The organism is Roseateles oligotrophus, assembly GCF_014204525.1.
In the GTDB taxonomy this organism is placed as follows: Bacteria; Pseudomonadota; Gammaproteobacteria; order Burkholderiales; family Burkholderiaceae_C; genus Paucibacter_A; species Paucibacter_A oligotrophus_A.
The window spans coordinates 146,330-170,013 of record NZ_JACHLP010000005.1 but is presented as its reverse complement, the minus strand read 5'-3'; the positions used below and the strand labels follow the sequence as shown (position 1 = coordinate 170,013).

General features: G+C 61.1%; 13 protein-coding genes. All 13 read right to left on the bottom strand.

Annotation, left to right across the window (positions count from 1 at the left end; all coding sequences use genetic code 11):
- Positions 1 to 2 precede the first annotated feature (2 nt).
- Positions 3 to 245 carry a hypothetical protein gene (locus HNP55_RS13255; RefSeq protein ID WP_184300041.1) on the bottom strand — a complete coding sequence of 81 codons (243 nt, stop codon included), beginning with the start codon at positions 243 to 245 and terminating at the stop codon, positions 3 to 5.
- Between the two features lie 111 nt (positions 246 to 356).
- Positions 357 to 1,169 carry a serine protease gene (locus HNP55_RS13250; protein ID WP_348648702.1) on the bottom strand — a complete coding sequence of 271 codons (813 nt, stop codon included), beginning with the start codon at positions 1,167 to 1,169 and terminating at the stop codon, positions 357 to 359.
- Positions 1,166 to 2,461, bottom strand: a complete 1,296-nt coding sequence (locus HNP55_RS13245; protein WP_184300039.1) for a GNAT family N-acetyltransferase — start codon at positions 2,459 to 2,461, stop codon at positions 1,166 to 1,168. The genes HNP55_RS13250 and HNP55_RS13245 overlap by 4 nt, the downstream gene beginning before the upstream one ends.
- An 82-nt stretch (positions 2,462 to 2,543) precedes the next feature.
- Complete coding sequence (gene prsT / locus HNP55_RS13240) at positions 2,544 to 5,315, bottom strand: XrtA/PEP-CTERM system TPR-repeat protein PrsT (protein ID WP_184300037.1); 2,772 nt, start codon at positions 5,313 to 5,315, stop codon at positions 2,544 to 2,546.
- 30 nt (positions 5,316 to 5,345) lie between these two features.
- Positions 5,346 to 6,713, bottom strand: coding sequence for a PEP-CTERM-box response regulator transcription factor (gene prsR, locus HNP55_RS13235; protein WP_184300035.1), 1,368 nt, complete (start codon positions 6,711 to 6,713; stop codon positions 5,346 to 5,348).
- Positions 6,710 to 8,848 (bottom strand): XrtA/PEP-CTERM system histidine kinase PrsK, encoded by a 2,139-nt coding sequence (prsK, locus tag HNP55_RS13230; protein ID WP_246448395.1) that lies wholly within the window; start codon positions 8,846 to 8,848, stop codon positions 6,710 to 6,712. The genes prsR and prsK overlap by 4 nt, the downstream gene beginning before the upstream one ends.
- Before the next feature lie 47 nt (positions 8,849 to 8,895).
- Entirely contained in the window at positions 8,896 to 10,278 is a 1,383-nt protein-coding gene (locus tag HNP55_RS13225) for a TIGR03013 family XrtA/PEP-CTERM system glycosyltransferase (protein ID WP_184300033.1), read from the bottom strand.
- A 478-nt stretch (positions 10,279 to 10,756) separates the two neighbouring features.
- Positions 10,757 to 12,832, bottom strand: a complete 2,076-nt coding sequence (gene ligA, locus HNP55_RS13220; protein WP_184300030.1) for an NAD-dependent DNA ligase LigA — start codon at positions 12,830 to 12,832, stop codon at positions 10,757 to 10,759.
- A gap of 30 nt (positions 12,833 to 12,862) precedes the next feature.
- Positions 12,863 to 15,025 (bottom strand): hypothetical protein, encoded by a 2,163-nt coding sequence (locus tag HNP55_RS13215; RefSeq protein ID WP_221439576.1) that lies wholly within the window; start codon positions 15,023 to 15,025, stop codon positions 12,863 to 12,865.
- A complete protein-coding gene (locus HNP55_RS13210) occupies positions 15,022 to 17,226 on the bottom strand; it encodes a TonB-dependent siderophore receptor (protein WP_184300028.1) in 2,205 nt (734 codons plus the stop codon). The genes HNP55_RS13215 and HNP55_RS13210 overlap by 4 nt, the downstream gene beginning before the upstream one ends.
- A gap of 221 nt (positions 17,227 to 17,447) precedes the next feature.
- Positions 17,448 to 18,758, bottom strand: coding sequence for a hemolysin family protein (locus tag HNP55_RS13205; RefSeq protein ID WP_184300026.1), 1,311 nt, complete (start codon positions 18,756 to 18,758; stop codon positions 17,448 to 17,450).
- A 26-nt stretch (positions 18,759 to 18,784) separates the two neighbouring features.
- Positions 18,785 to 19,867 carry a cell division protein ZipA C-terminal FtsZ-binding domain-containing protein gene (locus HNP55_RS13200; protein ID WP_348648701.1) on the bottom strand — a complete coding sequence of 361 codons (1,083 nt, stop codon included), beginning with the start codon at positions 19,865 to 19,867 and terminating at the stop codon, positions 18,785 to 18,787.
- Positions 19,864 to 23,379: a chromosome segregation protein SMC gene (smc, locus tag HNP55_RS13195; protein ID WP_184300024.1), complete on the bottom strand. Its 3,516-nt coding sequence runs from the start codon at positions 23,377 to 23,379 to the stop codon at positions 19,864 to 19,866. Before smc ends, HNP55_RS13200 begins: the two co-directional genes overlap by 4 nt.
- Positions 23,380 to 23,684 lie beyond the last annotated feature (305 nt).

The following is a 23,684-nucleotide window of genomic DNA, read 5'->3' as shown; positions in this document are numbered from 1 at the left end:
TTTCAAGGTACTCCGTGCTCCACGGCATTCTGCTGCTTGATGTTCATACAGGTCTTGGTGAACCTCTCCTGCTTGAACAGATTCAGGCTCATGTGCCGCAGGATGGCGAAACTCTCGGCCCCGGCGCCCGACACGACGACCTGAGCCTGCGGTGCCTCAAGGCTGCCGTCAAACAGCTTCTCGATGGCCTCCACCACCGCGAGCTGGCAGCCCACCTCGTCGATACTCAGGGTCGCGCCTTGCACTTGCAGCGCGTCGATTAACTCCGGGGATGGCGGCGATCTCGTTGCTCTTGGCCGCCGTTTTGAGCTGGCCTCTATGCTGCGATTACAGCATAGACTGCAGAAACTGAGTAACTAGCGCTCCGCGGTAATCAATCGACGTACAAATTCAATTGGTATTGCGTAGCTAATACCACTTGGGCTAGTCAGGGCAGATTCCCTTGACCCTTTGGTTAACACCATATTGATGACGCCAACCACCTTGCCGGAAACAACGTCAAACACAGGACCACCGCTATTGCCAGGGTAAGCCGTAGCATCCAACTGCAAAATATTAAAACTCCCCTCTCTAATCTTCCGAATTGACTTTTCACTGAGAACCTGTGCCCCCACTTGGGGCAAGGCAATCGGTGCAATCGAAGAAACGATGCCGCGGTGTGTAACAAATGAAAACCCTAACGCCCCGCCAATCGGAAAACCCATGAAGGCAATCGAAGTCCCCTCTTGTGCCTCGCCATCAAGTGCTAAAACTAGAGGAGGCAAAGCCGCCCCATCAACCCTCAACAGCGCCAAGTCCCGCTCTCGATCAAGCTGCAAAATGGCGACCTCTCTCAGTGCCCAACGTCCATCACCCGATGGCACCTGAACAACTAAACGCCGCGAAGCCCCAATATCAGCAACATCAGGCAACACATGAGCGTTGGTCACGATCAAATTGTTCGTAGCAGCGACAAATCCCGTTCCCCTGAATAAAAACCGTGGACTATCGGTCTCTCCATAAGTTCCCACCAGCAGAACAGATTTCTTCGCCCGCTGAATAAGCCCGGGCAAATCATGAAGAGCATTTTCCTGTTCCGCAAACACATTCAAGTCGGCCGCGACTGCATGGCACTGCCCCGCCAATCCAACAATCGTAGCGACTACCACGAGAACAATTGCCTTTTTCACGCAACCGCCAAATCTGAGTGAGTTTGCCCCATTTCCAAAGCCGTCACACAAGATCGCCAAATTGCGTCCGGCTCATCAATCTTGAACCCATAGAAGTGTCCATCTTTTGTGTCTTTTCGGCGCAACGCAGACGCCCGTACGATCGATGTTTCCGTCTCACCAAGAACAATACTTGCTTGCCCCCAAGTTTCCAACGGTAACTCCAGGCCGCACTCCGCCTGAAAGCCAGACAACGACATTTCGATGACGTTCAGGACAAAATCTCGATCTCTGCCATCGACCGGAATGCTGATATGCGCCGGGCAACGAATGGAATAGCGCTGATGCTTACGCAGGGGATGCGACTCCGAAGCCGTCCCGCCCAGCATCGGCAAGACGGGTCGATATTCAACTAAATCGTAAATTGACCAGAGCAAAGACTTCTTTCTATCGTCCAAACGGCTGAATACATTGCTTTTCACATTAAAAAAATGATCAAGCAAGGCAGGTGTCATGACCGGGTCATTAGTTGTGAAATAACGACGCTGCGGCAATTGAATGTTTGCCAACTGCATGCAAAAGAAATAGTGATGCAGGCTTTTGCGAATCGGCCGACCCTTGTAGCCGCCCTTGAAAACTTCAGCCGCAAACTTCAAATCCAGAGTAGCGCCAACAGCAGGCGCACCATTCGCGAAATCATATTTATCCACGACATTCTGCTGCAAACGCTCAAAGAACAACAAAGCCTCATACAGCTCTATTTTTTCTGGATTTACAGCAATAACAAGATGGCGAGTATCAAAGTACTCAGTGCAATACTGATGCATAAACTTCATCAGCGGAAACAGAATTGCCCCTCCCGTCTTTCTAAAGTCAGGATGCACCGCCAAAGCGGAAATTTCAGCGATATTTCCACCCTTTGCGCGCACCGCTTCAAGATTAAAAACCGACTGCAAAGGAAATCCAAAAACGCCCTCACGAATCATCGAAATAGTACCAACCACTTTGCCATCGTACTTCGCACACAAGGTCGTAGTTGTGGGCAGCGCATGATAGATAGTGACACGCATACCAGCAGGATCCGGCTGCATGAAGCCACTCGAGACATAGGCATCGTGCAACAAGCTGAAGCAGGCAGTCAACTCTTCTTCGGTATCAGCAATTTTTAGTTGCAAGCGTTTATCCGGGGTCGGATCGCATTCAACCATACGCCTGTAAAAAGAAAATTTAAACCCTATCGGCATGAGCGCAAACAGGCTTCGCAAAGCCAGATGAAACCTTTTCTTCAGGCTTGATCCGCGAATTTTTGTCATGCTCTACAACCCGATACTTGAACAAGAAGCCCACGGCCCCACGCCGGCAAAAAATCACGCTATCATGCGTGCCTTTTTACCCCTACTTTGCTAGAAGTACTCTAACCTCGTCTTGCGCAGGAAATGCGCTACCGAGATCAGCAAGCTTTTGCAACTCGACTTTCGCTTCCGGTTTTCGGCCTGCCGACAAGTAGAACTTGGCCAAGTGCAGGCGATGCAAATGTGCTGACGGCTCCAATTCAAGCGCCCGCTTCTGTACCTCAATCGCTTGGTCAAATTTGCCCTGAGTGGCGTAGATATCCGCGAGAGTATCCTGCAACGCAGCTTGTTTAGGCTGAAGTTGCACGGCCTTCTTTGCGTACTGTAAAGCTTCCGGATTTTTGGCTCGATTCAATAGCCAAGCTATATTATTCATCGCGGCCGCATTACTCGGCTGAATCGCCAAGACAGCCCGGTAAAATCCCTCCGCCGCTTCGTAATTCTTTTGCGATAAAGCAGTATCTCCCAAATAATATGTAAAAGCCATATCATTCGGAGATTTCTTGAGTAAGCCTGCCGCCAAAGCTTGAGCTTCAGCGTTCTTTTGACTCGCCAGCAAGGCATGATGCAACTTGATGGCTAGATCCGTAGAAGGCGTTTTGGTGTAGGCTGCACGATAGGCGGCTGTAGCAGCAGCCCAATTCTTTTGACTCTCTTCTAGCTCCCCTTCCAGCATCAACCCTAGGGAATCCTTTGCATGCTGCTTCTGGACAACGCGGACGGTCTGCCGCGCCGCATCAATCCGGCCAGCGGCCAGGTCCAATGAAATCGAAAGCCGCTGCGCTGGCAAAAACTGCTCATTGATAGCGAGGGCACGTCTGAGACTTTGTGCCGCTGCTGCCTGGTCTTTTTCCGCAATATAGAGTTCGGCCAATTTTGTATATGGCAAGGGCGAATTGGGCTGCAAGCTTGCCCATTTATTCAGGGTTGCGGCGGCTTGCGTTGACAAGCCATTCAGTTGCTCGACTTGGGCCAATATAGCCAGCATTTCGGCCTGATCCGGCAATGCGGCAACACCATCTTGTGCAGCAGATAGAGCTGGCTTCAACTCACCTCTATCCAACTGCTTTCGAATCAAACCAAGGCGAGGTTTTAGTTCATCTGGATTGTTTTTAATCAGCTGAGTCAAGGCCTCGATTATGTCTGCATCGCCGCTACCAGTTCTGGCCTTCAGTTCGATGACACTCAACTGCGCCGGAATGCTTTTAGGATCGGCTTGCAAAAATTCCTGAAATCGCTTGAGCGCCAACTCGGGTTTTTTATCAGCCAAGTCGATATTTGCCAGACTTGCGACCGCTGGGTAAAATTTAGGATCCCTTTTGAGCGCTCGTTCAAACGCTTCGACTGCGACTTGACGATTTCCTCGCCCCAATTCAACTCGGCCTCTTAAATTGTCAGCAGTAGGCAGAGTAGGCTGCTTCTTTTCAATCACATCAATTGCAGACAAAGACTTTTCCCACTGCTTGCGCCCAGCCAAAGCGCTCACCAAGGCCAAATCTGCAGTAATTTCTTTTTCAGAACCAGAGATTGTCCGCAACTCGTCGAAACCGCGTTCATCTCCCTTTGCGACTTGCGCCAATGCCAATGCCGTTCGACTGCGCGAATCCTTCGGATTCAATTTGACGGCCTTTTCAAAATATGACTCAGCTGCCTTACTCTCCCCACGCTGAAGTTCAGCCTCGGCGGCTAAAGAAAAGGCCGCCGGTATTTGGGATTTATCGTCCAGCAAAGGCTGCAATATTGCCAACGCCTTGGCCGATTCACTGCCGCGCAAATAAATTTGAGCCAGCATCAATCGACTCTGGCCTTGCATTGAGGCAGGCGCTGCTTTGAGAAATTTTGTTAAATAATTCTCGGCCTGCGCCCAGGAGTCTTTACGAAACTCCACTGCACCCGCCAACTGTAACGTTCGCAGGTTATCTGGAGCTACTTTCAGTAAAAACTGAGACTGTTCTTGTGCTGTTTTCAAATCACCGCCATCAAGCGCCATCAAACCAATAAAGAATTTGGTTTGCGGATGATTTGGCAAGGCCTTCTTCATCGCTTCCAACTGCTGCTTCGCTTCGGCATTATCTTTTTTGCTTAGCAGAGTCCAAATGATGGCAACATGGGAGAGTACGCTGGTGTCTGCTTGCTTCAGAGATTCACGGTAGGCTGCCAATGCTGCCTCTGTTGCACCACTGCTTTCCAATAGAAAATCGCCCTTTAGTTGCCATGCTTCGGCATTTTTTGGCACCTGCTCCAAAAGCTTGTCAATTGCAATCCTGACCTCCTCGAAATTCCGTTGATGCATCAGCATCTTTATATTAAGTATCTGTGCAGATATATTCTTAGCATCCGATTCAAATGCCGTGGCGAGGGTGGCTCTAGCCTCCTCAGACTTGCCCAACTGAGCAAATGCGTAAGCCACGCTTGCCCGCAACTCCGCGTTGGCTATTGGCGCCCCCAGTTTGGTATCGGAAAACTTGACAACCAACGGCTCCAACTTATTCTGGGCCAGCATAGCTTGCGCCAGCAGAGGAACAACATCGTCGGCCGGCCGCCCCTGCTCCAGGGCTTTGCTCAACTCGACCTCGGCGCCCACGAAATCCCCGCCGTCCAGCAGCAATTTACCGAGCAGAAAACGCGCCTCCGCATTGGACGGCGCCTTCTGGAGCACATTTTTCAACTGGATGACGGCGGCTTTGGAATCTTTTTCCGCAATATGCTGCTTGGCCGAACTCAGCAGCTTTTCGGGCGAATCACCCGAGCAGGCTGCGAACAGCAAGGGCAAGGCCAAAAGCAATGGTGTCAAAGCGCGATTCTTTGTTTTCATGCGCGTCATCCCTGTCTCTCAAGCGTTAAATCAAGCGATTTGTAATTTACTCATCAAGTCGTAGAGCGTCGGGCGACTTACGCCTAATAGCCCCGCCGCCTTGCCGATATTTCCGTTCGTTCTGGCCAATGCGGTCACCAAGGCCTCGCGCTCGGCGCGCTCCCGCACTGCGCGCAAATTCAAACTGTCCGAAGGCTCGCCCTCCGCCCCGAGTTCAACAGGTAGATCCAGGTCATCAAGACCAACCCGATCACCGTCCGCCATGATGGAAGCACGTTTGATGACGTTTTGCAGTTCTCGCACATTACCCGGCCAGTTGTACGCCTCAATCACACGCACCGCGTCTTCGGAAAAGCTCATGCCGACGCGCCGACGTTCCGCGGCAAAGCGCCGCAAAAAGACATTGGCGAGCAGCACCGCGTCGCCAACCCGATCTCGCAGCGGAGGAATATCGACCACGATTTCAGCCAGGCGATAGTACAGGTCCTCGCGAAAACGGCCTTCGGCAATCTGAGCCTTCAGGTTTTGGTGGGTCGCTCCGAGGACCCGCACATCGATGGCAATTTCCTGACGTCCGCCCACGCGCTCGATGGTGCGCTCTTGCAAGAAACGCAACAGCTTGGCTTGCAAGGACATGGGCAAATCGCCAATTTCGTCCAACATCAAGGTGCCGCCGTTGGCAGTTTCAATCTTGCCAACCGTGGTTTTGGACGCTCCGGTGAAAGCGCCTTTTTCGTAGCCGAACAATTCACTCTCAAGCAAATTCTCCGGGATGGCTGCGCAGTTGATGGCGACAAAGCGCCCCTTGCGCTTGGAGGCGTCATGCAAGCCTTGCGCAAGCAGTTCTTTGCCCGTGCCGCTTTCGCCCAGCAGCAAGACCGTGGCGTCGCTGCCGGCGACCTTCTCAATCGTGCGGCTGACCCGCAGCATGCCCGCATCACGTGTGACCAAGCCACTCAGCACGTCGGCGTGCTGCAGGCTTTGCAGACGCCGGTTCTCTTGCTGCAACTCATACAGGCGATAGGCGCGCTCAACACTCAAGCTCAGGACTTCGGGTTCAACGGGTTTGGCCAGAAAGTCATACGCGCCCATTCGAATCGCACGCAAGGCGTTCTCCTGATCGTTCTGGCCTGTCAGGACAATGACCTTGACCATGGGATCCAACTCCAGCAGTTTCTCCAGGCATTTGAAGCCCTCGGAAACGGAATCACGGTCGGGCGGCAGGCCCAAATCCATGGTGACAACGGCTGGATTGCTGCGCCGGAACTGCAGTACCGCGGAAGCCACATCGTCAGCCAACACCGAATCAAATCGATCCAACGACCATTTGAGTTGCTTTTGCAGAGCCAAATCATCTTCGACGATTAGCAGCGGTTGCTGGGGTCGTTCTGAGCTCATTGGGCGAGGGGTTCAATCATGCTGGAGGTGGACGAGGCATGGAACAGCGGCAACAGAATCGTCACCAAGGTACCTTGCCCCAACTTGCTTTCAACTTCGATCTTCCCACCCAGTTCCTGTAGATATTGATAGCTTTCGTACGCCCCGATACCCATGCCGGTTTCCTTGGTTGTCTGAAAGGGTTTGAAGAGCTTGTTCTGAACAAATTCCTCACTCATGCCACAACCGTCGTCCCGCACCCGCACACGGGCCTGGCTGCCGGTCTTGTCCAGAGCGATTCTCACTTCTCCGCTCACCGGCGTGGCATCCAATGCGTTTTGCACCACATGGCCCAGCACACGCTCGATCCGTTCATCATGCCCGCGAGTGCTGACTCCTGAGCTCAGCTGCAAATCGAGCTTACGCCCTTTGGCGGCGACCGACTGCGCCAGACGTTTGAGAATTTGCTCCAGATCCACGCCACTGACCACGCCATGGGGCTTGTCACCCTCACGCAACTGCAGCATCAGCTGGCGCATCTTCTCCAGCGAGTTCTCCACCGTGTCCAACATATCTTGTTGGAACTCAGGGTTGTCACGCAAGCGCTTGGCGTTTTTCATCATCAAGGACAACTGGGTCACGATATTCTTCAAATCATGAACCACAAAGGCCGACATGCGGTTGAAGGCGTCGAACTTCTTGGCTTCGAGCAAGGCTTCGGCCGCCTGCATCTGGGCCAGATAGCTGGAGGCCTGGCGGCTGGCCGTCTTCAGCAGATCGCGCACTTCCCAGTTCACCTCAACATTGGCGCGGGCCCGGCCGAGCAGCACAAAACCAATCAGGTCCTGCCCAACCAGCAAGGGGATCAGCAGCCAATACTTGGCGTCCGCCATCAACCAGTTCGGCGTCGCCAGCGCTTCGTACTCGGGCAGACTCTTGCGCGCCTGGTCCAGATCCACGATCCAGGCCCGCTCACGCAAAAACTCACAGAACGGTGAATGCGCGGATTCACTCGCGGTCTGAGGCGGCAAATTCCACCGGGCCGTTTGAACAATGGCACCCGCCGGTCCGCGCTGCAGCCACAAAGCGCCCGCAGGGCTTTCAACCAGGTTGGCGAGGGCTTTGACCACCGTCTCACCCACCTCCTGAGGTGCCCCGCTGGAAGAAAGCGTCGCGGTAAACCGCAACCACTCCTCCCGGTAGTCGTAGCGGTAATTGAAGAAATTCTTGGCGATATAAACCTTGAGTTGCGAGCGCAAGGAGCCTGACAACACCAGCAAGGCCAGGCCCAGCAAGGCACAGGAGACCAGCGCCAGCTGCAGCGCCCTGCCCCATTCCCCGCCCGTGTAGCGCACGTAGTAACCCACGGCCGAGACCAGCAGCAGATATGCCCCCACCAGCAGCAAACTGGCGGAATGAAACACCGCCGCCCGCGAAACATGCAGCTTGTCCAACCAATCCACATGCCGACGCGAAGCGACGAAGAGCAAAGGGACGGCCGAGGCATGCACCGCTGCTCGTACGCTCAAGGCGTCACCATCAAATTCTCCGAATAAAACTGCCTGAGAAAAAACGAAGATATCAAATACAAAGATGGTCCCCAAGCCCAGGCATGCCGGTTTGGCGTTCCAACGCGCGTCTTCGGTGGCATTGCGCAGCAACTGCTCCACCAGCAAAAGACCGACGACCGCCAAGGCCAGCGCCGCAAAAGCGGCAGGCCGGACCAGTTCACTCGACCATGAACGGTCCAGGCCGCGCCCGATGATGAGCAGCAAGGCCAGGCTCAGGCACAGCAGGAGTAGCGGCAAGAACTGGAAGGATTTGGCGCGCTCGGGCCGCGTACCCGCAGGTTGCAGCAGCAAGAGCAGAAATAGAAACCAGAGGGAATAGCGAGCCCAGTCGGCCAGAGGAATCGCCCATTGATCCAGCCAAAATGGCGAACGGGACTGTTGCCCGGCCAAGCTCAGACCAGCCCAGACGGCGCTGCAGATCAGCGCGGCAATGAAGACGAAGGAGACGGGGTTGGCGGCCGCACTTTTCTTCCACCAAATGCAGGAGCCAAAACTCAGCGCGAAACCTGCATAGGCGATCACCGCCAGCAAATCACCGATCAGTCCGAGGTCAAGCAATCCATTGAGCATGCGAGATTGAATCATGCAAGCCAGATCGCAGAATTGGCGCAAACGCCAATTCGGATCCGGGATTAACGGGCGCCTTTGCCCGTCAGAACAACAGCAACCGTCTCAAGCATGATCAAGAGGTCAAGAAACAAGGTGTGGTTCTTGACGTAGTACAGGTCGTACTGCAGCTTCTCCACCGAATCTTCGACGGTGGAACCGTACTCGTAACGAACCTGGGCCCAGCCGGTAACACCGGGCTTGACGCTCTGGCGGACCGCAAAATAAGGAATCTTGCTGACCAGCTCATCCACAAAATACTGACGTTCGGGGCGTGGGCCCACCATGCTCATATCGCCCTGCAGCACATTGATCAGCTGCGGCAACTCATCAATCCGCACCTTGCGGATGAAACGGCCGACACGGGTGACGCGGTCGTCATTGACCGTCGCCCAGCGGGGCTTGCCATCCTTTTCGGCATCGGTACGCATGCTGCGGAACTTGATGACATTGAAAGGCTTGCCATTCAAGCCCACACGCTCCTGGCGGTAGAACACCGGACCAGCGGATTCCAGCTTGATCAACACGGCCGTGACCAACATGATGGGCAAGGCCGCGACGAAGATCGCTGCCGCACAGATCACGTCGAAGACGCGTTTGATGGAGCTGCGCACCACCCCTTGATTGAAGCCGTCGCCGAAAATCAGCCAACCCGCGTTCACATGGCTGATCTTGATTTGAGCCAGGGTCTTTTCGAAATGGGTGGCGATATCCACCACCCGAATCCCGTAAATCTTGCAATCCAGCAATTGGCGCAAGGGCATGCTGCCGCCACGGCGCTCTGACAAAGCCACCACAATCTCATTGACCTGCAACTGACGTGCGGTTTCGGTGAGGCTGCCGCGCATTTCCAGAATCTCGTTGCTGGGAATGCAAGAGCTTTCCTCGTTAGGGCCCGGCAGATAGCCGACGATCTGGGCATGCGGATCCGAAGCCTTGAGGGTCTGGCCGACAGAGCGAGCGGCTTGGCCGGATCCGAAAATCAGGATGCGGGTACGCAGACGCGATTGCGCTCCGGAGTGCGCCGCGTAGACCCGATGCACCATCACGGCCGCCACAGCAGCCATGGCCACCAAAGTCACCAAGTCACGATGACTGGAATTGGCGGGCAAGAAGCTGAAGATGGCATAGGCCAGGGGCAGGCCGAACATCAGGCCCAGCAAGGCTCGCGCACAGGACTCGGTGACCGAGCGGTTATGCACATGCTGGTACAAGCCGCTGGCGGAATTGATGACGAACATGCAGCCAGCCAAGGACAGGCCGTGCGATGCCACAAAAGGAATGGCGGAGGATGCCGCATCCCCCTGGCTCAGCACAACAGCGACCACCGCGAACAGAATCAAACCCAAGTCGAAAAAGACCTGTAGCAGGGTCTGCCTATGCAGGTAATGACTGAATATCCGGACCATGACTTTCCCCTGTACATCAAGACCAATTGCATTCGATCGCGTGATCAATGAACTCCAAAGCTGCAGTGTTCTGCAACAAGGTTGTCACGTTTGCGTGGCTGACGACTCCACACGGATCGAACTAGAACCTAGCTAAAGTCTTTCGCTGAGACTTGCTTGACTCGCGGGGCGATGATGCCTGCACAAGCCGCCCTTGAAAGCCCCCCGTTTGAAGGGGGCCTCAAGGTATAAATTCTCAGTTTTTTGACAATCCCTGAACGTCGGCGCAACAAGGCACTTCCGTGGCCCAGAGTAGAGCGCAGGATTGTTGCGGTTTCCCTCTGAAACCCCTGTGTGAGCGTGCGTTTTACACAGGCTTGTGCGTCTTGCAAAACCGTGTCGGATTCAGGCACCCAAAAAATCCCGAATCCAGACAGGAATAAGCCGGATCAAAACGAGTTTCGACCCGGTCGATCAAATGATGAATTGCGGCGGCGAATCAGGTATCGCCTTGCAACAAGGCCAATAAACCTGCTTCATCAAGCACCGCCAGGCCCAGTTCCTCGGCCTTCGCAAGCTTGCTGCCGGCTTCTGCGCCGGCCACAAGGAAATGAGTCTTCTTGGACACCGAGCCGCTGACCTTGCCACCGGCCGCCTCGATCATTTCCTTGGCCTGCTCGCGCGAAAGAGTGGGCAGGCTGCCGGTCAACACCAAGGTCTTGCCCAGCAAAACCTGCGGTCCGCGTGCGGCTGCGGCGCCCTCACCCTCCTCCCAGCTCAGGCCGGCGGCGCGCAACTGCTCCACAACTTCGCGGTTATGGGCCTGGGCGAAAAAAGTATGAATGCTGCGCGCCACGATGGGGCCCACATCCTTGACCTCCAGCAGTTGCTCGGTGCTGGCGTCCATCAGCGCATCCAGGCCGCCAAAGTGGCGAGCCAGATCCTTGGCCGTGGTCTCGCCCACCTGGCGTATGCCCAGCCCGAACAAAAAGCGCGCCAACGTGGTGTGCTTGCTCTTCTCCAGCGCCTCCACAATATTCTGGGCACTCTTGTCGGCCATGCGATCCAGGGCCGCCAGCTTGGCCACACCCAGTTTGTAGAGCCCGGGCAGGCTGCTCACGATGCCGACATCCACCAGTTGATCCACCAATTTATCGCCCAGGCCTTCGATATCCAGGGCGCGCCGGCCGGCAAAATGCAGAATCGCCTGCTTGCGCTGGGCCGGGCAGAACAGACCGCCGGTGCAGCGCCATTCCACCGAGACCCGGGCCTCGTTCTCCTCGCGGGCGATCTCGCTCTGGCAGACCGGGCATTGGCCGCCCAGGCGTTTGTAAAGATCGAAGGGCTCGCCCACATCGGCCGGGCGGCGTTCCAGCACCACACCCACCACCTCGGGGATCACATCACCGGCCCGGCGCACGATCACCGTGTCGCCGATGCGCACATCCTTGCGCCGTGTTTCTTCCTCGTTATGCAGGGTGGCGTTGCTGACCGTGGTGCCGCCCACAAACACCGGGGCCAGCTTAGCCACCGGCGTCAGCTTGCCGGTGCGGCCGACCTGGATGTCAATGTCCAGCAACAGTGTCAGCTGTTCCTGGGCCGGGTATTTGTGCGCCACGGCCCAGCGCGGCTCGCGGCTGACGAAGCCCAGGCGTTGTTGCAAGGCGCGCTCGTTGACCTTGTAGACCACGCCGTCGATATCAAACGGCAGGGCGTCCCGCTTGGCCCCCATGCGTTGATGAAAGTCCACCAGACCCGCAGCACCCTGTACGAGCGCACGATCCGCGCACACCGGCAGGCCCATGGTGGCCAGGGCATCCAGCAGGCCGCTATGGGTAGCGGGCACCTCCCAGCCCTGCACCTCGCCCAAGCCGTAAGCAAAAAAGCTCAAGGGACGCTGGGCAGCGATGCCGGGGTCGAGCTGGCGCACCGCGCCGGCCGCCGCATTGCGCGGGTTCACAAAGGTTTTTTCACCCGCCTGCCTTTGGCGTTCGTTCAGGCGTTCAAAATCATCGCGCCGCATATAGACCTCGCCGCGCACCTCCAGCACCGGCGCATTCACGCCGGCCAGTCGCAGGGGGATCTGGCCAATGGTGCGGATGTTCTGCGTCACGTCCTCGCCGGATTCACCGTCGCCTCGCGTGGCCGCGCACACCAGCACGCCCGCCTCGTAGCGCAGATTGATGGCCAGGCCGTCGAACTTCAGCTCGGCCGCATAGTCCAGGGCGGCCGCCTCGGGAGCTAACTCCAATTCACGGCGCACACGGGCATCGAAATTTTCGGCCCCGCTGGCCTCGGTATCGGTCTCGGTGCGTATGCTCAGCATGGGCACGGCATGGCGCACCGAGGCAAAACCGTCCAGCACCTTGCCGATCACGCGCTGGGTGGGCGAGTCCGGCGTCAGCAGCTCGGGATGAGCGGCCTCCAGGGCCTGCAGCTCCTGGAACAGCCGGTCGTACTCGGCATCGGGCAGCGTGGGTGCGTCCAGCACATAGTACAGATGCGCATGGTGGTTCAGGGTCTGGCGCAGGGCTTGGGCGCGCTCGGCCGGAGCGGATGGAATGGAAACTGGCATAGGCCCGTATTGTGGCCGAGACCCAGCCCCTCAAAGCTGCAGACCCCACACCAGTTTGAGCTGGGCCCCCTGCTGCGACGTGACCCCACCCGGCCCACCCGACTCGCGGGCAAACATAGCCTGGCCGCCCTGCAGATGGTCGAAGCTGAACAGCAGCTCGCGGCCGGGCTGGATGCGCCAGCGCAGGCGCGCGCTCAGGCCTAACTGCTCGGACACGCTGTCCCACTGCACCAGCAAGCTGTTCGCCCAGGCCATGCTGGGCGCATGGTCCAGGCGCAGGCTGGCGGTGTAGGCGCGGCCGGCCGCCGCGGGCATCTGCAGACGCTTGGCGCCCACCCTGCCCTGCCAGGCCCAAGTGGTGCTGGGTTGCCAGAACAGGTGCAGATCCATATCCTGGCGCCGGCCATCGAAATACGGGCCCACCCGCAACTCCGCCCCGCCGCCCCAGACGCGGGCCCGCGAGCTTTCCGCCATCAGCTTCAGATATTGGTAGTCGTGCTGACCGGGCCGCAGAGCCACGCCGGGCAGGGGTTCGTAGCTGTGAGCCAGGCGGTCGCGCACCAGAAACCACTCCAGCATCAACATATCGCCGGAGGCCGGACTCCAGCGCAGCTCGGGGTTCCAGCTCACGGTGGCCTCGCTGCCGTCCAGCTTGCGGCGCAGATTCCAGTCCACGCCGGGCACCCAATCATCACCCGCCGCGTTGCGGTGCCACCAGGCCAGCGCGCCCTCGCTATGCCAGACCCCCGCCTCCGCCAGATAACCCAGGGCCGGCTCGAAATGCTCGCTCACCCGCTGCACGCTGATCTCGCCACCCAGGCCCAGATTGGGATAGGCCAGGCTGCCGCCCGTGGCCTCGCCCGCGCCCAGCCCGGCGTTGCTGGAGCGCTGCTGCCAGAGGTTGAACTCCAGGGTTTTGTCGCCCGCCAGCGCGGTGTCGCGGAAACGGTAGTCCAGCCCGCTCAGCGCGCTGCCCGCCTTGCCCGCCGGATGGCCTTGCGTGGCGATCAGGCCGATGCGGTGCAGCGGGCCCAGCGCCCGCGCCACGCGCATCACCCCGACACGCGGCCCGGCGCCCTGCGACTCGCCCGCATCCACCTCGGCCGCCAACACGCCAAAGTCCAGCCCCACCACCGTGCCGCTGAACTTGAGCCCGGCACGCAGGCTGCGCGCCCGCCCCTCGGCGTCCAGGCCCACCCGGCGCGAGTAATAAGGCATGGGCGACATGTCCTGCAGGCCGCCGAAGCTGAAGAAGCCGGCATCCTGCAAAAAGAACTCGCGCTTCTCCTCGCGCAGCAGCTCGAACCGGTCCAGCGTCAGCTCACGCTCATCGGCCTCGGCCTCGCCGAAATCGAGGTTCAGGGCCAGAGTGCTGCGCAGGCCGCTATCGGCCTGGTGGAAGAGTTCAAGACCCGGCTCCAGGCGCTGCCTTACCTGGCCTTCGGGCCTGGCCGAGGCCGCCGTCCAGCGCAGCGAGGGCTTGAGGCGCAGGCCCAGGCCCTCGGCCTGCGCCTGCGCCTGCCCGTCCAGCGCGGGCAGTTGCAGCAGCAAGGTATCGCCCAGCGAGCTCAGCTCCTTGCCGCCCTGCCAGCCGGCCAGGCGCTGGCGCTCCAGGCCACCCTGGCTCCAACGCTGGGCATTGAAGCGCCACTGTGCAGAGGTGGCGGCGGGAGAGTGCCCCAGAGTGGCCAGAGGAATGAGGAAACGCGCCGTCCAGCCCTCGGAGCCAGGCTCGACACTGGCCTGCCAGAGGCCATCCCAATCGCGACGCATCTGCACCCCGTCCACGATCAGCGCGTCGAACTGCGTACCGGCGGAGTTGAGCACAAAGACATGGCCGTTGCGGGCCCGCCCCTCCACATCGATCACCAGGGCGATATGGTCATCCTGCAGCAAGGCCTCGACATCGCGCCGCATCTGCCGAGCCACCGGCGGCTCGTCCGGCGCGTGCCAGGCGCGGAACTCGGCCAGCAAGACCTGACCCTGCAAGGCCAGGCGCAGCTCGCTGCGGCGCACTGGCGCCGCCGCGCCCCCCTCCAGGCGGAAGTCCTTCAGCAACAAGGCCTCGCGCGCAAACGCCTCGTGCGGCCAGCCGGCGGCCTCCGCCGCGGCCGCCTGCAAGCGCGGCAGCAACAAGGCCTGGGCCGGCTGCGCCATGGCCAACAAGAAAACGACTGCTAACAGAAACTTCATTGGAAGGTCCGGTTCAAGCTCAGGCTCAGGCTGCGTGGCTTGCCCGGATTGAGCACGGCCACGCCACCCGGGCCGCTGTCGATGTAGCGGGTGTCACCGAGATTGTCCAGATTGAGTTGCAGGCGCCAGTCGGCCCAATCGGCCGCCAGGCTGGCGTCCCAGCGCAGATAACCTGGTGCCTTGACGGTGTTCTCCAGGTCAGCCTGGCGCTGGCCGCTGGCGAACAAGCCGCTGCCCAACATCCAGTTGCGCAGGCCCAGGGCCTGGCTGCCCGGGCGCCAGCTCAGCCAAAGGGAGCCACTGTCGCGCGGCGTGAAGGGCAGCAGCAGGCCGGGCTTGTAGTCGGTGGAATCCGCCACCCGCGCATGCAGGCGGGCATAGCTGGCGATCAGCTGCAAGCCGCGCAGCGGTTCGGCCGCCAGGTCCAGCTCCAAGCCTGTGCTGCGCTCCATGCCGATCTGGATCGACTGGCGCTCGTCATTGGGATCCTTGGTGACCACATTGCGCTTGCGCAGATCGAACACCGAGCCCGAGGCGGTGAGGCGCCCGTCCGCCCGCTCCCATTTGAAGCCCAACTCGCGCTGCTCGCCGATCAGCGGCTTGAACTTCTTGTTCTGGCTTGCCGACTGATAGGCGCCGGCCGGGGCAAAGGAACGCGAGGCACTCAGATAGGCCGACCAATCGCTGCTCAGCTTCCACAGCAGGCCCAGGCGCGGCGAATTGGCGGCATCATGGGTGACTGTGCTGACCGGCTTGTCCTGCCCCGACTGGTAAAAATAGTCCTGCTGATAGCGGTCGTGGCGCAGGCCCAGCAGCAGGCGCAAAGGCTCGCTCAACTCGGCCTCCAGCTGCACAAAACCGGCGCTGATATCGTCCTGCGTGCGACTGTGGCTGATGTCCAGGCCCTGCGGCAGCACCGGCCGCCCGCTCAGCACCGGCGCGAAGATGGCGATGGACGGATAAGCCCCCCAGTAAGAGGGGTCGGTCTGCGCATTGACGCGCGAACGCTCCAACCCGAACAGCAAGGTGTGCTGGCGGCCAAAGGCTTCGACCTTGCCCGTCAGCTCGGCCTGCAGGCTGCGTTGGCGTTTGCGCTCCGGTGAAATGCCCTGGTAGCGCGTCAGGCGTGGCGTGCCCGGTGCCAGGCCTGCGTCCATGGCGTTGCCGGCCTCGGCCGGGCCGACATTGCTGCCATAAACCTCGCTATACCCGTCCGCATAACGGAAGCGCGACTGCGTGGCGCCCAGGCGCAAGGTCCAGTCTTGGGCCAGTTTGCGCTCCAGGCTCAGACTGGCCCGGTCCTGTTGGCTGCGCTGCTGATTGCCCAGCTCCCCGTAGTAGCGATCATGTGGCACCTCGGCCGGCCGGCCCTGCCAACTGGGAATGCCGTAGTCCGCCAGCACGTTCTGACGCTGCCACTCGAAATAGGCCTTGATGCGGGTCTTGTCGTCCGGCAGCCAGAGCAGTTGCGGCGCCACGGCCTGGGCCTTGCTATAGACATGCTGGCGGAAGCTCTTGTTGTCTTCCAACTCCACATCAACGCGATAGCGAAAGCGCGCGGCCTCATCCAGCGCACCGCCCGCCATCAGGTCCAGGTCATAAGTCTGGTAGGAACCCAGCTTGAGCTTGAGCTGCTGCTGGCGCTCACGGCCCGGCTCCATGCTGACGATATTGGCCAGGCCGCCCGGTTCGGCACGGCCATACAGCACCGAGGCCGGGCCCTTGAGCACCTCAACGCTCTGCACATTGCTCATCATCAATCGGCCGCGGGCGTTGTAGCGGAAGCCATCGCGCAGATAGCCCGTGCCCTCGTCCAGATCAAAGCCGCGCACCCGGAAAGTGCCACCGTTCTGCCCCCAGTAGCTACTTTGCCGGCTGACGCCGGAGACATTGCGGGCGGCCTCAAACAGGTCGCCGGCCGCCTGGTCCTCCAGCACCGAGCGCGGCACCACGGCGATGGCCTGAGGCGTGTCCAGCAAGGCGGTGTCGGTCTTGGTGGCGCTGCGCGCCTGGTCGACCTGAAAGCTGCGGACCGAGGTGGCCGTGCCCGTCACCATCACCCGTTCCAGATTGTTGCTGCCGGCATTGGCAGCGCTGGCCGACACCTGGACCGTGGCCAGCAGGGGCAGGCCGGCCGCGCAGGCGCTCAGCGCGCTCAGATTGATGGAACGCAGCAACTGGCGGCGCTTGGTTTCTTGCATGGGTTCGTCCCTTGGCGGCCATGGTGGCCGGATGCGATTGCTTCGCGAAATGACCTGGCGCAGACGCCGGGTTCAGGACGACTGGGGATGCTGGGTGTGGAGTGGGGTCTCAAGTCGCCGAGTCGGCGAAAGTCCGATCAAGTAATCGGTTATTGAGACGCATTTGCATTCTAGCAAGATGCTGCACCGCAATATGGCCCACCGCAGGACCCAGGCAGTATTCACAAATTCGCTGTGACCGCCGAACCCACGCGGGTGATCATCACCTGGTCGACACGGTGGCTGTCCACGTCCACCACCTCGAAGCGCCAACCCTCCCACAACACCTGATCGGTGCGCCTGGGGATGCGGCGCAACATCACCATCAGGAAGCCGGCCAGGGTGTCGTACTGACCGGCATGCGGCCAGGCCTCCAGCTCCAGCGCCCGCTGCACATCGGGGATGGGCGTGATGCCGTCGGCCAGGAAGGAGCCATCCTCACGCCGCACGATCTGCTCCTCGTCGTGCGAGGCCACCAGGCTGCCCATCACCGTGCTCATCACATCGTTGAGGGTGATGATGCCCACCACCAGGCTGTACTCGTTGACGATGACGGCAAAGTCCTCGTGCGCCTGGCGGAACTGGCCCAGCACCTCGGACAGGGTCAGCCGGTCCGGCACGATCAAGACCTTCTTCAGCAGGCCGGCCGACTGGCTGCTGCGCAGATTGATGGTCTCCTCACGCAAGACGCGCTGGAACAGATCGGTGGAGTCCACATAACCGACCACCTGATCGATCTCACCATCGCAGACCAGATAGGTGGAATGGGGATCCTCGGCGATGCGGTTGCGGATCAAGGCATCGTCATCGTCCAGCGAGAAGAACACGATGCGCTCCCGCGTGGTCATCGCGCTCTCCACCCGGCGGGTGTCCAGTTCGAACACGTTTTCAATCATCTGCTGCTCGGCATCGGCCACCACACCAGCCAGATTGCCGGCCTCGGCCAGGGCCAGGATGTCGGCATGGGTGATGCTGTTGTCGCGCGTGGCGGGCAGGCCCAGCAGACGGATCAAGGCCTCGCTGATCTTGCTGAACGTCCAGGACAGGGGTTTGAGCAAGGCACACAGCAAAAGCATGGGGCCGATCAAGGCCAGGGCCACCCGCTCGGGCTCGTTCATAGACAGGCGCTTGGGCACCAGGTCGGCCAGCACGATGAAGAGCGCCGTGATGCTGACGAAGGACAGGGCAAAACCCAGGCTCTGTGACTGCTCGGGGCCCAGGAAATAGGACAGAGCCGCCGAGAAATGGGGCGTCAAAGCGCCCTCACCCACAATGCCGCCCAGGATGGCCACGGTGTTGACACCGATCTGCACCACGGTGAAGTAATGGCCGGGCTGTTCCTGGACCTCCAGCACGCGCTCGGCTCGGCCATCGCCTTCATCGGCCATCTGCCTGAGCTTGAGGCGGCGCGAAGCCGCCACCGACAGCTCGGCCATGGAGAAAAACGCGCTGCCCGCAATCAGCAGGGCAATCAGAACAAGGCTGGAAGTCATGCCCCCAAGTGTAGGGGCGGGCCCGCTCAGCTGAACAAGCGCCGCGCCGCCAGCGACCCCGCCGCCAGATCCCGCGAGGCCAGGGCCCGGTACAAGGTGCCCAGCTCCTGCCCGATCGAAGCAAAGGCCTGCAAGGGCAAGACCTGACCCCGGTCGTCGCAGACGTCGGCGTCGATATCGCGCGCCAGGCCGCGCGCGGCCTCCTGCCAGGAGGCAAAGGGCTCCAGCGCCTCGGGCGTTTGCGGCACATCCAGCGACAAGGCCAGTTCACGCAGAGACGATTGCTGCGGGTTCTCGGCCAGGGCGGCCTGGGCCTCGAAGCCCAGCGTCAGGATGGGCGGCGCGCCCTCCTCGGCCGAGGCCATCACCAGCCGACCCGGCATGGCTCCCGGCACAAAGCCGTGGCGCAAGGCCATCTGCTGCACATAACCCAGGGTCCAGGCCGCATTGCGCGCACGCAGCACCACGGCCAGTTGGGCATCGTGGTCGCCGGCGAAATGGTCCAGCTCACGGGCCCGCGCCACCACGTCCAGCATGTCGGGGAACTGCACAAAGGCGCCTATGCCCTCGGCAAAGGCCTGCAGCTTCTGCACAAATTCCGAGTACTCGATCTCGTTCATCGCGCCGCTGCGGTTGGCCATCTGCACGCCCGACTGGAACTCGCCGTAGCGCTGGCCGGCCATGGGCAGCTCCCACTCGCCGGTGCTGGCATTCAGGCCTTCGATATGGAAGGGCTTGGTACCGGCGCGGCGGCTGCCCGGCAGGTGAGAGAGCGCCATCTCGCCGCTGATCGGCGCCTCCAGCGTCAGCGTGGCGATGGCGTCGATCAAGGCGTCGATGCGGGCCGAGGGCTTGCGCATGGGCCGCGCGATCACCGGCACCGTCTCGTCGTGGCCGGCGGCCGGGTCGCCCAGGCCGCTGTCCAGGCCGGCGCGCTCGGCGGCCGGATGCAGGCCGGGCTCCTGCCTTGGCTGCCCGTCCATCAAGGGTTCCAGCTGCTCGGCCCGGCGCGGGCCGGCCTTGCGGGCGGTCCAGGCGCCATGGGCCACGACGGCCACCAGCACCAGGCCGCCGAGTATGGCCAGCAAGGTGGTCAGATTCATCGTCATACCGCCTCCGCCATCGCCAAGGCCTTTTCCATGTCCACCGCCACGATGCGCGACACGCCCTGCTCCTGCATGGTCACCCCAATCAGTTGTTCAGCCATTTCCATTGCGATCTTGTTGTGCGAGATGAAGAGGAATTGCGTGCCACTGCTCATCTCGGCCACCAGCTTGGCATAACGCTCGGTATTGGCGTCATCCAAGGGCGCGTCCACCTCGTCCAGCAGGCAGAAAGGCGCGGGGTTGAGCTGGAAGATGGCAAACACCAGCGCAATCGCGGTCAGCGCCTTTTCACCGCCCGAGAGCAGGTGGATGGTGCTGTTCTTCTTGCCCGGCGGCTGGGCCATCACCTGCACCCCGGCGTCCAGGATCTCGTCCCCCGTCATCACCAGCCGGGCCTGGCCGCCGCCGAACAGGGTCGGGAACATGCGGCCGAAGTGGTGGTTGACCTGATCAAAAGTGGCGCTGAGCAGATCGCGGGTTTCCAGGTCGATCTTGTGGATCGCATCCTCCAGCGTCTTCATCGCGCTCATCAGGTCGGCGCACTGCGAGTCCAGAAAGGTCTTGCGCTCACGCGCCGCCGTCAGCTCGTCCAGGGCGGCCAGATTGACGGCGCCCAGGGCCGCGATCTCGCGGTTGATGCGGTCGATCTCGCCCTGCAGGCCGTAGAGCTTGACCTGGCCCGCTTCCACCGTCTGGGCCAAATGCTCCAGATCGACGGCGGCCGCCACCAGCTGCTCCATATACTGCGCGCCGCCCAGCTGAGCCGCCTGCTCCTCCAGCTGCAGCTTGGTGATGCGCTCGCGCAGCGGGTCCAGGCTGCGCTCGAAGCTCAGGCGCTGCTCATCATGCTGGCGCAGGCGCAGGCTCAGATCGTCATAGCCGCTGCGCACGGCCGCCAAGGCCTGCTCGCGCTCCATCTTCAGGGCCAGCGCGTCCTGCAGGCCGGCCTGGGCGGCCGCATCGTTGAGCGTGCCCAGCTCGCGCTGCAGACTCTCGGCCGAGGCCGCATTGGTCTTTTGCTGCTCCACCGCGGTTTCGATCGAGCGCTGCAACTCGCCGCGCCGCGAGGCCAGGGAGCGGGCGCTGAACTGCGCCTCCTGGGCCCGGCGCTCCAGCGCGCGCAGCTGCTCGCGGGCCTCGGCCAGCTTGCGCTCGGCGGTGATCACGCCGTCGTCCAGCTCGGCATGGCGCTCCTGCGTCGTGGCCAATTGCATGTCCAGCTCTTCGAAGCGGGCCTCGCCGGTGACGCGCCGCTCCTGCAGCTCCTCCATCTGGGCGTCGATCTCGAACAGCTCGTCCTCCAGCTGCATGCGCCGCGAACTGGCGGCCTCGGCCTGTTGCGAGAGGCGCAGCAGCTCCACATGCAGCTGATGGGCACGGTTCTGCGCCTCACCCGCCTCGCGGCGCAGGATCAGCAAGCGTTGCGAACCTTCGGTGTAAGCGGCTTCGGCCCGCACCAGGGCGCTCTTGGCCTCTTCGGCGATCAGCACCTGGGCACGCAGCTCCAGCACCAGGTGCTCGATCTCCTGCGCCCGCGCCAGCATGCCGGCCTGCTCGGAGTCCGGCGCATAAAAGCTGACGGCGAACTGGCCGACCGCATGGCCGGCCGCCGTCATGATCAGCTCGCCATGCGCCAGTTTGTCGCGCTGGGCCAAGGCCTCGTCCAGGCTGGCCGCGGTGTAAATGCCTTCCAGCCAGTCATTCAACAAGGCCTTCAGACCGGCATCGTCCAGGCGCAGCAGCTCGCTCAGCCTGGGCAGGGTCTGGTGGGTGTTGCTGATGGCGGCCGTGGGTGGCGAGTAAAACGCCAGGCGGGCCGGCGGCGCGTCCTGCGCGAAGGCGCGCACCGTCTCCAGCCGCCCCACTTGCAACGCGCCCATGCGCTCGCGCAGGGCCGCTTCCAGGGCGTTTTCCCAGCCCGCTTGGATATGCAGTTGGGTCCACAGGCCGGCCAGCCCGTCCAGGCCATGCTTGGCCAGCCAGGGCTTGAGCTTGCCCTCGGTCTGCACCTTTTCCTGCAGGGCGCGCAAGGCGTCCAGCCGGGCCACCAATTCGCTCTGCCGGCCTTGCTGCTGATTGGCGTCTTGCTGGGCGCTGCGGCGCGTCTCGTCCAGGGCCGGCACCAGTTCCTGCAGCTCATGCAGGCGGGCATCGGCCGTATCGCGGGCCTCGTCCGCCGCCTCGCTCTGGCGCCTGAGTTCGGCCAGACGCTCCGCATCGGGCGCGGCCAGGCCCTGCCTCTCGGTCGCCAGGCGTTCGCGCCGGCCGCGCAGCTGGCGCGACTGTTCCTCGATATTGCGGCTCTCAGCCGCCAGCACCTGGATCTGCTGCTGCACCTGCACCACGGCCGTGCGCTGCTCATTGGCCTTGGCCTGGGCGGCGCGCAGCGCGTCTTCGCTATTGGGCAGATTGGCCTGCTGCTCCTCGGCCTGGGCGGCCAGGATCTCGCTTTGCTCCTCGGCCGTGGCGATCTGTTCGGCAATGGTCTCCAGCTCGTCCTGGGCCTGCTGGGAGCGCTCCAGCCATTGATTCGTCTGCAACTGCAGCTCGATCAGGCGGGCTTCCACCCGCTGGCGGCCTTCGACCACATAGCGGATGCGCTCCTCCAGCCGGCTGACCTCCAGCTGGGCCTCGGCATAACGGCCTTGTGAAGCGTGCAGCTCGTCGCCGGCCGCGTAATGGGCCTGGCGCACCGTTTCCAGCTCGGCCTCGACATGGCGCAGCTCGGCCACCCGCGCCTCCAGAGCGTTGACGGCTTCCAGATGCTCGCTCTTGACCCGGCCCTGCTCCGAGGTGGCGTCGCGGTGCTTGAGGAACCAGAGCTGATGCAGCTTGAGCGTGCCGCTGTCCTGCAGGCCCCGGTAGCTGGCCGCGACCTCGGCCTGCTTTTCCAGCTTGTCGAGGTTGTTGTTCAGCTCGCGCAGGATGTCGTCGACCCGGGTCAGGTTCTCGCGCGTGTCCTTGAGCCGGTTCTCGGTCTCGCGGCGGCGTTCCTTGTATTTGGAGACGCCGGCTGCCTCCTCCAGAAACATGCGCATCTCCTCCGGCTTGGACTCGATGATGCGGCTGATGGTGCCCTGGCCAATGATGGCGTAGGCGCGCGGCCCCAGACCGGTGCCCAGAAACACGTCCTGCACATCGCGGCGGCGCACCGGCTGGTTGTTGATGAAGTAGCTGCTGGTGCCGTCGCGGGTCAGCACCCGCTTGACGGCGATCTCGGTGAACTGGTTCCACTGGCCGCCGGCGCGGCCGTCCTCATTGGCAAACACCAGCTCCACGCTGGAGCGGCTGGCCGGCTTGCGATTGCCCGAGCCGTTGAAGATCACGTCCTGCATGGACTCGCCGCGCAGCTCCGAGGCCTTGCTCTCCCCCAGCACCCAACGCACGGCGTCCATGATGTTGGATTTGCCGCAGCCGTTCGGCCCGACCACGCCGACCAACTGGCCCGGGAGCTGAAACACCGTCGGATCGGCAAAGGACTTGAAGCCCGAGAGCTTGATCGAGTTCAGACGCATGGGCGCGGGTTCTTGGTGATCCTGCTGACGACAAAAAGAGGTGGCTAGCGCATGCTAAGCCCTTGATTTACCGAAACAAATACGCCTTTTCGGGGCATTTTGTCGGGGCTGGATGATACCATCGGGGCCTCTCTCTTCATTTTTTGCAGCGGCTCTTGCGGGCCGCTGCGCGACGCAGCGACTCATGGCCACGAAAAACAGCAGCGGCAGCAAGCCGGCAAACTCCTTCTCAGCCCCCCAAACCGGCAAGACCACGGCCAAGGCAGCGGCGAGCAAGCCCAGCAAGAAGACCGCCGCCACGCCCA

Bases quoted from the DNA above. Each gene is read 5' to 3' on its own strand.
- HNP55_RS13245 (WP_184300039.1), bottom strand. From the start codon at position 2,461: ATGACAAAAATTCGCGGATCAAGCCTGAAGAAAAGGTTTCATCTGGCT.
- prsT (WP_184300037.1), bottom strand. From the start codon at position 5,315: ATGAAAACAAAGAATCGCGCTTTGACACCATTGCTTTTGGCCTTGCCC.
- prsR (WP_184300035.1), bottom strand. From the start codon at position 6,713: ATGAGCTCAGAACGACCCCAGCAACCGCTGCTAATCGTCGAAGATGAT.
- prsK (WP_246448395.1), bottom strand. From the start codon at position 8,848: ATGATTCAATCTCGCATGCTCAATGGATTGCTTGACCTCGGACTGATC.
- HNP55_RS13225 (WP_184300033.1), bottom strand. From the start codon at position 10,278: ATGGTCCGGATATTCAGTCATTACCTGCATAGGCAGACCCTGCTACAG.
- ligA (WP_184300030.1), bottom strand. From the start codon at position 12,832: ATGCCAGTTTCCATTCCATCCGCTCCGGCCGAGCGCGCCCAAGCCCTG.
- HNP55_RS13215 (WP_221439576.1), bottom strand. From the start codon at position 15,025: ATGAAGTTTCTGTTAGCAGTCGTTTTCTTGTTGGCCATGGCGCAGCCG.
- HNP55_RS13210 (WP_184300028.1), bottom strand. From the start codon at position 17,226: ATGCAAGAAACCAAGCGCCGCCAGTTGCTGCGTTCCATCAATCTGAGC.
- HNP55_RS13205 (WP_184300026.1), bottom strand. From the start codon at position 18,758: ATGACTTCCAGCCTTGTTCTGATTGCCCTGCTGATTGCGGGCAGCGCG.
- HNP55_RS13200 (WP_348648701.1), bottom strand. From the start codon at position 19,867: ATGACGATGAATCTGACCACCTTGCTGGCCATACTCGGCGGCCTGGTG.
- smc (WP_184300024.1), bottom strand. From the start codon at position 23,379: ATGCGTCTGAACTCGATCAAGCTCTCGGGCTTCAAGTCCTTTGCCGAT.